At 51.5% G+C, this 13,686-nt stretch carries 10 protein-coding genes; all 10 read left to right on the top strand.

What is annotated here, in order from left to right; genetic code table 11:
* Positions 1-148 precede the first annotated feature (148 nt).
* The 10 genes from QZT18_RS12310 to QZT18_RS12265 all read left to right on the top strand — a co-directional run bounded on the left by QZT18_RS12310 (position 149) and on the right by QZT18_RS12265 (position 13,659).
* The gene (locus QZT18_RS12310) at positions 149-829 is read left to right on the top strand and encodes a MarR family winged helix-turn-helix transcriptional regulator (RefSeq protein ID WP_294148301.1); all 681 of its coding nucleotides are present in this window, start codon (positions 149-151) and stop codon (positions 827-829) included.
* 365 nt (positions 830-1,194) lie between these two features.
* Positions 1,195-2,913 (top strand): ABC transporter ATP-binding protein, encoded by a 1,719-nt coding sequence (locus QZT18_RS12305; RefSeq protein WP_294148300.1) that lies wholly within the window; start codon positions 1,195-1,197, stop codon positions 2,911-2,913.
* Positions 2,914-4,752 (top strand): ABC transporter ATP-binding protein, encoded by a 1,839-nt coding sequence (locus QZT18_RS12300; protein ID WP_294148299.1) that lies wholly within the window; start codon positions 2,914-2,916, stop codon positions 4,750-4,752.
* A gap of 94 nt (positions 4,753-4,846) precedes the next feature.
* Complete coding sequence (locus QZT18_RS12295) at positions 4,847-4,969, top strand: hypothetical protein (RefSeq protein ID WP_294148298.1); 123 nt, start codon at positions 4,847-4,849, stop codon at positions 4,967-4,969.
* Positions 4,956-6,188: a MerR family transcriptional regulator gene (locus QZT18_RS12290; RefSeq protein ID WP_294148297.1), complete on the top strand. Its 1,233-nt coding sequence runs from the start codon at positions 4,956-4,958 to the stop codon at positions 6,186-6,188. Before QZT18_RS12295 ends, QZT18_RS12290 begins: the two co-directional genes overlap by 14 nt.
* 179 nt (positions 6,189-6,367) lie before the next feature.
* Positions 6,368-7,480, top strand: coding sequence for an ethanolamine utilization protein EutH (locus QZT18_RS12285; RefSeq protein ID WP_294148296.1), 1,113 nt, complete (start codon positions 6,368-6,370; stop codon positions 7,478-7,480).
* 148 nt (positions 7,481-7,628) lie between these two features.
* The gene (locus tag QZT18_RS12280; protein WP_294148295.1) at positions 7,629-9,038 is read left to right on the top strand and encodes a sodium:alanine symporter family protein; all 1,410 of its coding nucleotides are present in this window, start codon (positions 7,629-7,631) and stop codon (positions 9,036-9,038) included.
* Positions 9,039-9,131: 93 nt separating this feature from the next.
* Positions 9,132-9,878: a gamma-glutamyl-gamma-aminobutyrate hydrolase family protein gene (locus QZT18_RS12275; protein ID WP_294148294.1), complete on the top strand. Its 747-nt coding sequence runs from the start codon at positions 9,132-9,134 to the stop codon at positions 9,876-9,878.
* 233 nt (positions 9,879-10,111) lie between these two features.
* On the top strand, positions 10,112-11,890 hold the full coding sequence (locus QZT18_RS12270) for an ABC transporter ATP-binding protein (RefSeq protein ID WP_294148293.1): 1,779 nt from the start codon (positions 10,112-10,114) through the stop codon (positions 11,888-11,890).
* Positions 11,890-13,659, top strand: coding sequence for an ABC transporter ATP-binding protein (locus QZT18_RS12265; RefSeq protein WP_294148292.1), 1,770 nt, complete (start codon positions 11,890-11,892; stop codon positions 13,657-13,659). The genes QZT18_RS12270 and QZT18_RS12265 overlap by 1 nt, the downstream gene beginning before the upstream one ends.
* The last annotated feature ends 27 nt before the right edge of the window (positions 13,660-13,686 follow it).

Below are 13,686 nucleotides of genomic sequence, written 5' to 3'. Positions count from 1 at the left end.
TAATCTAAAGATAATCCCTGCACGGGTCACTGAAACTTAAACCTAACGGTACCTGTAATAAAAGACTTGACAAAACCTAACGGTACCGTTATAATACAATCGAACGGTACCGTTAGAACAGGTGCCGTCAGAAACGGAGGTAATTACAATGGATGAAATAAAAACAGAACTTTTTGAAAAACTTTCCAAACTGCAATGGCTGATGCACCGGCTTCAGCTCAAAAAGAGTTCGGAAAACGGGCCGATGGCTGATAAGACGCGGGGACAGGGCCGGATCCTGGCTCTTCTCAAGCTGCAGGACGGCATTTCCACCAAAGATTTATCGTATCTGCTGGGAATCCGCGTTTCCTCGCTGAATGAGCTGCTGGCAAAGATGGAGAAGACGGGCTATATCACAAGGGAGCCGTCCGAGACCGACCGCCGTATCATGCTCGTGAAGCTGACCGAAAAGGGGAAAGAAGAGAATCAGCAGGAGTGGAATCCGGGAGATATCTTTTCCTGTCTCTCCGGGGAAGAACAGATTTCCTTCGGTAAAAATCTGGACCTTGTCATCGCCGCTGTCGAAGCCGAAGCCGGAGTGGAGGTTAGCGATGAGGAACGGAACTGGTGGTTGGGCGGCGGCCGCGAACGCATGGGAGACGAGCAGTTTGAACGGTTTGCCTCGATGCGGCGCCACGGTTTTGCCCCCAGGGAAGGATTCGATCCGCGCCGTGGTTTTGCCCCCGGGGAAGAAACCGATCCGCGCCGCCGTTTTGGCGGCCCGCGCGGCGGCATGGGCAGGCCGGGAACACTCCCTCCTCACAGAGAGTCCGATGAGTCAGGGGAATAAAAATAATACAGGGGAATCAACACGATAACATATCAGAAAACTCTCCTGTGCAGCTTTATAAGCAGTATCGCAGCTTTATAAGCAGTATCGCAGCCTTATAAGCAGTATCGTAGCCTTATAAACAGTATTTAGCTATAAGCAGTATCGTAGCCGTTATAAACAGTATCACATAACCTCAGAATGCAGTATTGGCGCTGTCATAAAAAAGCCGGTTGGCAGCGCCTTTATTTTTTTGCGCCTTTTTTCAGGCAGAGTCCCCGGCTCGGAGCAGATTTTACGGTTTAAACGGGACCGTGGACTCTGCCTGTCTGATGAAGGCCGGTAACCCGATCAATAACACACATATCATAAAGGAGGAAGTGCCAATGAATCAAATTATCAGGCGTTTACCAATTTCCGGGGCGCTGCTTGCGATCCTGTTTCTCTTTATCCAGATGGGAGGCTCGCTGGCCCTGCCCTTTGTAACGGCACAAATCGTAGATCACGGCATCATGACCGGCGATACCGGCTATGTCATGACGCAGGGGGCGGTAATGATTGGCCTGTCGCTTGTCAGCCTGTTCGGGGCCGCCGTCAACACGCAGCTTTTTTCCAGGATTTCCTATAAACTGGGTGAAGAGCTGAGAGCCGATATTTACCGGAAAACATTGCAGTTTTCCAAACGGGAATTTGACCGGTTTGGAGCGTCTTCCCTGGTCACCCGCAATACGAATGACGTGACGCAGGTACAGAACCTGGTCGAAATGGGGCTGAAATTCCTGATATTGGCCCCGCTGCAGCTTATCGGCGGGATTGTCATGACATGGATGTTAAGCCCGTCCCTGGCGCTGATAGCCATGTGCACAATTCCGTGCCTGGCGGCGGCCACAATCGTAATCTACCGCTTTGCAGGCCCTCTCTATACGAGGATGCAGACATATCTCGATAAATTGAACCTGTATTTCAGAGAGGGGCTGACCGGCGTGAAGGTAATCAGGGCATTTTGCCGGGAACAGGACGATTATGAAAAATACAAAGAGATGAACGGCAGCTATACCGGTACATCGATTAAGGCAGGCACTATCATGAGCTTTTTTATGCCGGTATTTTCAATGTGCATCAATTTTGCAACGTTAGCCATCGTATGGATTGGAGGAAAATTTGCGGCAGAGGGGAGCATGGAGGTGGGAGCCATCATAGGGGCCATCAGTTATTCGGCACAGATTCTGATGGGTTTTGCAATGCTGACCCAGGTCATCCTGGGAGTACCCCGGGGCCAGGCCTCGGCAAAGCGCATCTATGAGGTGCTTGACATGCCTCTGGCCGTCAGAAATCCCGGGGAGGAGGGAAAAGAAACGGATGAAACCGTCTCCCTCACCTTTGAAAATGTAGATTTCCGCTATCCGGGAGCAGAAAAGAAAACCCTGTCCGGCATCGGATTTACCGTCCGGGGAGGCCAGACCCTGGCGGTGATCGGTTCGACGGGCGACGGTAAATCGACCCTCGTCAACCTGATTTCCCGGCTCTACGATGTGGAACGGGGGCAGGTGCGTCTCAACGGAGTAGACGTGCGGGATTTGATGCAGAGCACGCTGCATGACAAAGTGAGCTTTGTGCCCCAGGTATCTACCCTGTTCCTTGGAACAATCCGCTCCAATCTGCTGCTGGGAAAGCCGGACGCGACGGATGAGGAAATCTGGGCCGCCCTTTCCATGGCCCAGGCAGACGAGTTTGTATGCACATTGAAAGACGGGCTTGACAGCAGGGTTGAAAAAGCAGGAGGCAACTTTTCAGGGGGCCAGAAGCAGCGCCTGTTCATTGCCCGCGCCCTGTTAAAACAGGCCGATGTGTATGTGTTTGACGATGCCTTCTCCGCGCTGGATTTTAAAACAGACGCTGCGGTCCGCACCTCGATGCGGGAAAGGACAAAGAAGGCGGTCACCGTGATTGTGGCTCAGCGTATCTCCACGGTAATGAATGCGGATCTGATTGCAGTTCTGGATGGAGGCGCCCTGGCCGGACTTGGAACACATGATGAGCTTAAGGAAGTAAATCCGGTCTACCGGCAGATCCTCGACTCGCAGACTTATAAGGAGGCGGTTTAAATGGAAAATTTAAAATGGAACCGGAACACGGAGAAATCCTTACCCGGACGGGAAGTGGAAAAGAACGCCGGGGAAAGACCGGAGCAGATGGGCGGGACCATAAAACGTCTGATGGGCTATATGAAAAAATCACGGACGCTCATCTTACTGACAATCCTGATCAACATTGTGGGAACCATACTGCAGGTTCTGAGCCCCATGCTGCTCGGAAATGCAACCACCCTGATCTTTACCGGGGTGACACAGGGACGCGGGCTCGACCTTAAAGGGCTGGGGCGCATACTCCTGGTTCTCGCACTCTTTTATGTAGGAACATTCATTACATCATTTCTGCAGCAGCGGTTCATGACGCTGGTGTCACAGAAGACGGCCGCTGCGGTGCGCAATGAACTGAAGGCGAAAATGAACCGCGTGCCGGTTTCCTACTTTGACAGGCATCCCAACGGTGAACTGATGTCTGTGGCGGTTAACGATGTGGACAATATAGCAACGGCCCTTCAGCAGAGTCTCATCAGCCTGGTTTCCAGCGTGGTGCTGGCCGTGGGCGTTCTGGCCATGATGATGTCGATCAGCCTGCCGCTCACCGTCATAGCGTGTCTGACAATACCCGGCAATATGCTGGTCATGAGGTTTCTTTCACCGGGTATCGGAAAGTATAACCGTTCCTATTTTGCCTCACTGGCAGACTTAAACAGCCGGATAGAAGAAACATTCCAGGGATTTACCGTAATCAAGAGCTTCAACGGAGAAAAAGACGCGCTGGAAGCTTTTGAAAAGGTCAACACGGGCATGTATGAGACGGGATGGAAGATGCGCTTTTTAAGCGGCCTGAATATGCCGGGGGCCCAGGCCGTACAGAATATCATCTACGTGTTCCTCGCTGCGGCCGGCGCCGTCGGCGTGATGTCGGGGAGAATTCTGATTGGCAGCATGCAGGCATTTTTACAGTATTCCTCACAGCTCAGCCAGCCGATTGTCCAGTTTTCACAGATATGGGGAAACCTGATATCGATGATGGCGTCGGCCGGGCGTGTATTTGAGGTGCTTGACGCGGAGGAAATGTCCGGCAGCCCGGCGGCGCTTCCGGAGCGCAAAACAGAAGGGGCGGTCAAGGCTGCGTTTGATCATGTTGAGTTTGGATACGGAGATACCCCGCTGATGACCGGCTTTACCATGGACGTTGAGGCCGGACAGATGGTAGCCATAGTAGGGCATACGGGAGCGGGAAAAACGACGCTGATCAATCTGCTGGAACGGTTTTACGAGATTCAGGGAGGCGCAATACGGATTGACGGTGTGGATATCCGGAACATGAGTTACGCCGGACTGCGGGGCCGGATCGGGATGGTGCTGCAGGATACATGGCTGTTTTCCGGCACAATCTACGACAATATTAAATTTGGAAATGAAAATGCCACGGAGGAGCAGATTTATGCCGCGGCCCGGGCGGCTTATGCCGACGAGTTTATCTCAAAGCTGCCGGACGGATACGGTACGGTTCTGGGTGAGGATGCGGGTAACATTTCCCAGGGGCAGAGGCAGCTTATCACCATTGCCCGCGCGTTTGTGTCCGATCCGGAAATACTGATACTGGATGAGGCCACCTCCAATGTGGACAGCCGCACCGAACTGATTATCCAGAAGGCGATGAAGCAGCTTCTGAAGGGGCGCACCAGTTTTGTCGTTGCACACAGGCTCTCCACCATCTATGACGCGGACCGCGTTCTGGTCATGGAAAAGGGCAATATTGTGGAGACAGGGACGCACCGGGAACTGCTTGGGAAAAACGGCGTCTACGCCGATATTTATAACAGCCAGTTTGCGGGGGAGGCTGCATAAAAAACGGACAGAATGACCTTCGCGTCTCCCGTCCCGGCTGCGTTCCCGTTCCTCAACTAACTCCCCATTGAAAAGGCCGCCGGGAACAAGTATAATGGAAAGATATGAACAGGCTCTCCGTCTTCGGGCGGAGAGAACGACAGCAGGGGATTGGCGGCCGGGGGGAGACGGCCGTCAGGAACAGAAGATGGGGAGAGCAGCAGATGAAGATAGGTGAATTCGCCAGAATGTGCGATGTTACGAAAGACACGGTCCGTTATTATGTAAATATCGGGCTTCTGATCCCGAGGATGCAGGGCAGCCAGATGAGCTTTGTGGAGCGGGAGTATGAGGATTTTCATTATATCCAGAAACTCAAGGACATGCGGTTTAATATTAAGGAGATCCGGGCATTTCTCTGTCTCAGAAGGATGTCCAACATGATTGAACCGGCCACCATCGACGAGTGTGTGGAGCTTTTGGGGGCAAAGAAGGAGAGCCTTTCGGAGGAGATGAAAACCATCGAAAACAGCATTCACCTGATCGAGGAGGAGATAGAAAATTTCGAAAAGAGGAAGAATGCTGAAAAAAGTGACCGCACCGGTGTGCCAATCAGTACAATCCCGCTTCTCGTCTGTCCTCACTGCCGCCAGCATCTGAATATAGAAAATGCAGTAATTAATTTCAAGTATATTTATGAAGGGGATCTGAGCTGTTCCTGCGGATACCATGCAAGGATTGAAGACGGCATTGTCAAGACGGAGAATATTTATGAGGGTACACACGACTGGCCGGATCTGCACCGGAAGCTGTACCGCGAGATAGGAGAGAAGTGGGAAATCTACACCCAGAAATGCACCGACATGCTGATTGAGCAGTTGGATGCCCAGGACTGGGGCGGCAGGGTGATTCTGGAAGCCAATATTAACGGTTTTTTCTTTACCTATAATTATCTTCACCAGATGCCGAAAAACTGCATTTACATAATTATCGACAAATACCAGGAGGTTCTGGCCGCCTATAAAGAGCTGTTTGAGCAGCTTTATCCCGGACTGGATATTCTCTACATTGCGGACGCCTCGGAGAAACCGCCCATCCAGGACGGCTGCGTCGATCTCTTCCTGAGTTTCTTTGGGGAAAATGAATATTCCTTCTATCATAAACAGACACAACTGGAAGACATCCATCATCTGCTGAAGCCGGACGGAACGGTGCTGGGAGTATTTCAGGGGTTTGCGCCGGAAGCGAAGAGCCGGAGGCTTTTGATCGAACGGTATCCGGAGGGCAACAAAAAGCTGGCCGATATCGAGGCCCTGAGGGAAGGATATAAGAATTGCGGATATAAGCTTTCCGAAACCGAAATAGGAAAAGTGATAAAAACAGAAGATCACCATATGTATATCTGTCATTTGGACGGAGAACCGCTCACCATGTACTGTTATGAAGCAAAACGGTAATCTGCACGCTGTGTGCGCAGACTGCCGTCATCACCGATAAAAGAGAGAAAAGGTGGAGTGCACTCCATCTTTTCTCTCTTTTTGCCGTTCAATGGGGATTGACATTTATCGGACTTCAGGTTGTAGGATAGGGAAAAAATAAATTTTCAGCGGCAGGACGCAGGAAAGTGAGGGAAAGTATGGGAAAGATACTTACGGTAGTTATGATGGCGTTCCTTGCGGCAGGGGCAATCGATAAAGCGCTGCTGCGGGGACGGCTGGGTCTGGCCGGAGAATTTGAAAAAGGGTTTCATGCGGTCGGTTCCCTGACAATGGCAATGGCGGGAATCATGTGTATCGCCCCGGTGGTGGGGAAGTTTCTGGCTCCGTTTTCAGCGCCTCTGTTTGTGAAACTCGGCGCGGATCCGGCGATGGTCTCCGGAATTCTTTTTTCCACGGACATGGGGGGATACCCTCTGGCCGCGGCCATGACGGATAATGAGTCAATCCAGGTTCTTTCCGGCGTTCTCCTCAGCTCGATGATGGGGGCAACGATTGTTTTTACGATCCCGGTTTCACTCAGTATCTGCCGCGAGGAGGACAGGAGGGCCATCTCAAAGGGGATTGTGCTTGGAATTATTGCAATTCCGTTCGGATTAATCACCGGAGCCGTGGTGGCCGGGATTCCGGGCCGCATGATTCTGGCCAATTCGGTTCCTGCGATTATCATTTCCGCGGTACTGGCTTTTTTTCTCACGGTTTTGCCGGATCGGACCCTGTCCTGCTTCAAGGCGTTTGGGGAGCTGTTAAAGTGTATCTGCGTCCTGTCGCTGATGTTCGCTTCGATCGAAGAAATGCTTGGGATTGTCGTGATTCCGGGGATGGATCCGCTGGGGGAACAGCTTAAGACCGTGGGAATAATCGGCGTGACCCTGGCCGGGGCCTACCCCTTTGTCAGCGTGTTAAACCGGTGTCTGGCTCCGGTGCTTAAGGGGGCGGCGAAGCTCCTCGGAATCAACGATGTCTCGGTGGCGGGCATCCTCGCTTCGATGGCCAACTCGCTTCCCATGTTCGACATGATCAAAGATATGGACAAAAAAGGCAAGGTGGTCGCCATGGCATTCAGCGTTCCTGCTACGGCGGCGCTCGGCGATCTGATGGGATACATCTCCGCGGTCCGGCCCGATGCGGTGATTCCCATGGTGGCAGGCAAGCTGACGGCGGGCCTGATTGGCATCATTTTGGCTGAAATGTTCGAGTCAACTCCTGTTTTACTGTCAAAACGTAAAGAAATTGCTAAAAACAGGGTGTGAACGTTAAGTTTGTGCTAAAATTACAGAAAAATACGGATTGACATGGAGTTTTCCCATCGTGTTATCGTTTAGACATACAATTACTGAACCCCGGGAATGGTAAAAGTAAATGAATGAAAAAGTCTAAATCAACGAAGGAGGAAGTATCATGAACAATCCGATCTTAGCGTTTACAAACTGGGTGTGGGGGTATCCGATGTTAATCTGGCTGGTAGGCGGAGGCATCTTTCTGTCATTCAGATACAAATTTATACAGTTTACAAAGCTTGGATTTGTACTTAAAAATACAATTGTAAAAGCGTTTAAGGGTGATGAAAAAAGCAAAGACAGCAATAAAATTTCAGGATATAAGGCAGTAACGGGAGCGCTTGCTTCGACGCTGGGCGCCGGAAATATTGTAGGTACGGCGATCGCCATCGGCTACGGCGGCCCGGGCGGCGTGTTCTGGCTCTGGCTGACCGGTCTTTTTGCCTGTGTTGTTAAATACAGCGAGGTGGTTCTCGCCATGAAATACCGTCAGCGTGACCAGGATGGAAAATGGTTCGGCGGCCCTCAGTATTATCTTCCAAAGGCAACGGGCTGGAAATGGATGGGAATTGCCTATGCAATAAGCTGTGCATTCTGTCTGTTCCTTGCGGCATCCGCTCAGATTGGTTCCGTAGTAGATACCGTTGAAACAATTCACATCCCGCGTATGGTTTCCACAGCAGTGCTGATTATTGCGGCTGCCCTGATCGTACTCGGCGGACTTACAAGACTTTTAAGCTTTACGGAAAAAATCGTTCCAGTTATGAGCGTCGTATATATGATAGGCGGACTGATTGCAATCGCAGTGAATTACAAAGAAATTCCTTCCGCATTTATTTCTATTTTCCAGTATGCATTTACAGGCCGTGCGGCTGTCGGCGGTTTCGGCGGGGCAACGATTGCCATGTGTATCAGATGGGGCGTCTGCCGCGGTATCTATTCCAATGACTCCGGTACCGGCGTTACCACAATCACACATACGGCATCCGATGTGAACCATCCGGTACAGCAGGGTATGTGGGGAATTTTCGAAGTATTCTTTGATACAATTATCGTGTGCAGCGTTACCTGTTTTGTAATCCTGACAACAGGCGTATGGCAGACGGACGCTTCCGTTTCAACACTGACAATCGCCGGCTTCCAGAAAGCCCTCGGCCCGGTTGCAGGCGGCTTTATCGTATCCCTTTCACTGACACTGTTCTGCTTCACGACGGCAGTGGCCCAGACCTTGTTCGGCTGTGACCAGCTTGTAAAGCTGTTCGGTGAAAAAGCCGGAGTATGGGGAAAATATGTTTACCTTGGCCTGATGTTCATCGGCGGCATGGTAGGAATCAGCGCTCTGATTAACTATGTAGACTTTGGTTCTTTCCTGATTATCCTCTTCAACATGATCGGTGTTTACCTCTGCCACGGAGAAGTTAAGAAACTGACGGAAGAATATTTCTCCGATACAAAGAAATGGGAAACAGAAAAATGGGGACCATGGAAAGAGATGGAAGAGAAGGATATCAGAACAAGCCATCACGAATAATACGGCGGCTCTTTTGAGCCGGCAGTCATCACGCAAACGACTGAATTGTTACACACAATGATTAAATTATAACTTAAAAACGGAGGAAGAAACATGAAACCATTGATTGGAATCACATGCAACTATGATTACAGAGATGAGGTTGGGAGTGTGTCCCATATGGGAATCACCGGCCAGAAGTGGAATTTCCTGGCGGCAAATTATATTGATTCGATTGAGCAGGCAGGGGGAGTGCCGGTTATGATTCCCATCTGCCGGGATATGGATACGGTGAAAGAAATGGTGTCCAGAATGGACGGCATCCTCATCAGCGGCGGCCATGATGTAAATCCGCAGGAATACGGAGAAGACGCAAAGAGCTACTGCGGCCTGATTATGCCGATGAGAGACCGTCAGGACGTGGAGCTGACAAAGTACATACTCAATAAGACCGATAAAGCAATCCTGGGAGTCTGCCGCGGAATCCAGATTCTGAATGTGGCGGCAGGAGGCAATCTGTATCAGGATCTGGAGATTGAGGGAAAATTCAACCACCATTTCAACGATATGTATCCGATGAACAATGTATCCCACCGCGTGACGACGAAAGAGGGAACAAGGCTCAGGGAAATTTTCGGAAAAGAGACCGTAGGGGTGAATTCCTTCCACCACCAGGCCGTCAAAGACCTGGGCGCCGGTTTTGTTGTCAGCGCCGTATCGACGGACGGTGTAACCGAGGCGATCGAGATGGAGGGCGGCCGTTTTGCGGCGGCGACCCAGTGGCATCCTGAGATGATGTATGATTCCGATGAGCAGCAGGCGATCTTCCGGGCATTTGTAAAGGCCTGTGCCGGGAATTAGAGACGTAAAGAATAGAGACACCGCCGGTACGGAATCGTTACGTGTTTTAGTGTTCTTACTCCAAGCTGAAAGACCCAAAGAACTTTTTTCAAGGTTCTTTGGGTCTTTTTCAACTTGAACCCTCTCTCCCGATGTGCTACAATAAGGTGCAAAAATGAGTTGACCGGCGTGAGATACATAATCAGAAAAATATATCATTTTTAAAATTAAGAAGCAGGACAGGGGAATGACCGATGAAAAGCCTAATGAAATACCTTAAAAAATATCGGACCGAGGCGGTGATGGCGCCGCTTTTTAAGATGCTGGAGGCCAGTTTTGAGCTCTTTGTGCCGCTCGTCATGGCTAAGATTATCGATACCGGCATCAGGAATGAGGATTTGCCTTATATACTCAGAATGGGAGGCATCCTGATCCTTCTTGGAGTGATCGGCCTTGCCTGTTCGCTGACCGCACAGTATTTTGCGGCAAAGGCCGCCGTGGGATTCGGTACGGCGCTGAGAAAAGAGCTTTTTGACCATATCAATCATTTTTCTTATACGGAGATCGACACAGAGGGGACGGCCACGCTGATCACAAGAATGACCAGCGACGTCAACCAGGTACAGTCGGGGGTCAACCTCACGCTGCGCCTGTTTCTGCGCTCGCCTTTCATTGTATTCGGCGCCATGATCATGGCGTTTACCATTGACGTCAAATCGGCTATGATTTTTGTGGTGACGATACCGCTGCTTTCCATCGTGGTGTTCGGAATCATGCTTATCACGATGCCCTTATATAAGAAAGTCCAGAAGCAGCTTGACCGGGTCCTTCAGATGACCAGGGAAAACCTGACCGGAGTCAGGGTGGTCAGGGCCTTTAACCGTCAGAAGGATGAGACGGCGGCCTATTATGCGGAGAGCGGCCTCTTATTTGATTTCCAGATTTTCGTAGGGAAGATTTCCGCCCTTTTAAACCCGATCACCTACGTGATTATCAACCTGGCTATCGTGGTCCTGATTTATGTGGGAGCAACGCAGGTAGACGCGGGAGTAATCCCGCAGGGCAAGCTGGTGGCCCTGGTCAACTACATGTCCCAGATACTGGTGGAGCTTATCAAGCTGGCCAACCTGATTATTACAATGACAAAGGCATTTGCCTGCGCAGGCAGGATTAACAGCGTTTTTGATACGAAGAGCAGCATTACGGAGAAGGGGAACGTAACTTCCGCCGCCACGGCCGGGAGAAAAGAAGCGGCAGGGGAGCAGTCAGGTGAAAGTCCGGCTGCGGTTCCGATGGTTTCGTTTGACCATGTGAGCTTTGCTTATCAGGGAGCCAAGGCGTATTCCCTCAGCGATATCCACTTTGATGCAATGAAGGGAGAGACGATCGGTATCATCGGAGGTACCGGTTCCGGTAAATCCTCCGTGGTGAACCTGATTCCCCGCTTCTACGATGCGACAAGGGGAACGGTGAGCATTGACGGCCTGGATGTCAAAGATTACGGGCTGAAAGAACTCAGAGGCCGTATCGGCGTCGTGCCTCAGAGAGCGGTGCTGTTCCGCGGCAGTATCCGGGACAACATGAAGTGGGGCAAGGCGGATGCGACGGATGATGAGATTATGGAGGCGCTTGACATTGCCCAGGCAAAGGATGTGGTGGAGAGCAAGCAGGGAGGCCTTGACGCCAATCTGCTCCAGGGAGGCAAGAACCTTTCCGGCGGACAGCGCCAGAGGCTGACCATCGCCAGGGCGCTTGTGAGAAAGCCGGACATCCTGATTCTGGACGACAGCGCTTCCGCGCTCGATTTTGCCACGGATGCACGGCTCCGGAAGGCAATCCGGGAAAAGACGGACGGCATGACCGTATTTATCGTTTCCCAGCGGGCCACTACCGTGAAGCAGGCCGATAAAATCCTGGTGCTGGAGGAAGGCTCGGTGGCCGGAATCGGAAAACATCAGGAGCTGTTTGAAAATTGTCCCGTATACAGGGAGATCTGCCTGTCCCAGCTTTCAGGTGAGGAGGTGAACCAGTAATGCCCAAGCAGGAGAAGAAAGAGAAAACATTAAAACAAAAGACAACAATGAAGCGAGTGCTCCAGGATATCGGACATTACAAATGGATGGTTCTTTTATCCTTAGTTCTGGCAGGAATCACGGTGGCGCTGACCCTCTATATTCCGATCCTGATCGGAAAAACCGTGGATCTTGTAATCGGCAGCGGAGAGGTCAATTTTCCGGGACTGTTCGTCATACTGAAGACGATGGCGGTCGTGATCCTCATCACCGCCCTGGCACAGTGGCTGATGAACGTCATTAACAACCACATCACGTACCGCGTTGTAAAGGACATGAGAATAAGGGCCTTTGAAAAAATACAGGAGCTGCCTTTAAGATATGTGGACAGCCACCAGTACGGCGAAGTGCTCAGCCGTGTCATCACGGATATCGATCAGTTTTCCGACGGCTTACTGATGGGATTTACCCAGCTCTTCAGCGGACTGCTCACCATAGCGGGAACTCTGGCGTTCATGTTTTATATCAATCCGCTTATTGCGGCGATCGTTGTGGTGCTGACGCCGATTTCCCTGTTCGTGGCCGGTTTTATTGCAAAGAAAACCTTTTATATGTTCAGGGCCCAGTCGGAGGCCAGAGGGGAGATTACATCCCTGATTAATGAGATTCTGGACAATGAAAAGGTGGTTCAGGCATTCAGCTATGAGGAGGAGGCGTCCAGGCGATTTGCCGTGATCAACGACAAACTGGCGGACTGCAGCCTGAAGGCCACGTTCTTTTCTTCCATCACCAACCCGGCGACGCGGTTTGTCAACGGCATTGTCTATGCCAGCGTCGGAGTGGCCGGAGCCTATGCGGCAATCCGGGGAGTGCTGACCGTGGGACAGCTTACCTCATTTTTGAATTATGCCAACCAGTATACGAAACCGTTTAATGAGATCACGGGCGTGGCCACGGAATTCCAGAACGCCCTCGCCTCGGCGGCCCGTGTTTTTGAGCTGATTGACGAGGAGTCACTGGTTCCTGATAAAGAGGATGCCAGGAATCCGGAGCATGTGGAGGGAAAGGTCGCCATCGACCATGTTTCTTTCTCCTACAATCCCGAGGTCAGCCTGATAGAGGATTTAAACCTGACCGTACATCCGGGCCAGAGGATAGCGATTGTAGGTCCGACCGGCTGCGGCAAGAGTACGGTAATCAATCTTCTCATGCGCTTCTACGACGTGGATCAGGGCGCCATCCGCGTGGACGGCACCGATATCCGGGATATGACGCGGGAGAGCCTGAGGGCCGGCTACGGCATGGTGCTTCAGGAAACGTGGCTTAAATCCGCCTCCATCCGCGACAACATCGCCTATGGGAAACCGGATGCCACGGAGGAGGAGATCCGGGAGGCGGCCGTGAAGGCTCATGCTCACGGTTTTATCATGCGTATGCCTGCGGGTTATGATACGGTCATCTCCGAGGACGGCGGCAATCTGTCCCAGGGGCAGAAACAGCTTCTCTGCATAGCCCGTGTCATGCTCTGCCTGCCTCCGATGCTGATTCTCGACGAGGCGACCTCCTCGATTGATACGAGGACGGAGATTATGATTCAGGAGGCATTTGCAAGAATGATGGAGGGCAGGACCAGCTTTATCGTGGCCCACCGCCTTTCCACGATCCGGGAGGCCGACATCATTCTGGTTATGAGAGACGGCCGGATTATCGAGCAGGGCAATCACGAAGAACTGCTTGAGCAGAAGGGATTTTACTTTGAACTCTATAACAGTCAGTTTGCAGTTTTATGACGGAGTGGGCCGGATAAGGCCCGGAGA

Source organism: uncultured Clostridium sp. (assembly GCF_900547735.1).
Taxonomy (GTDB): Bacteria; Bacillota; Clostridia; order Lachnospirales; family Lachnospiraceae; genus Otoolea.
This window is presented reverse-complemented; position numbering and strand designations above follow the sequence as displayed.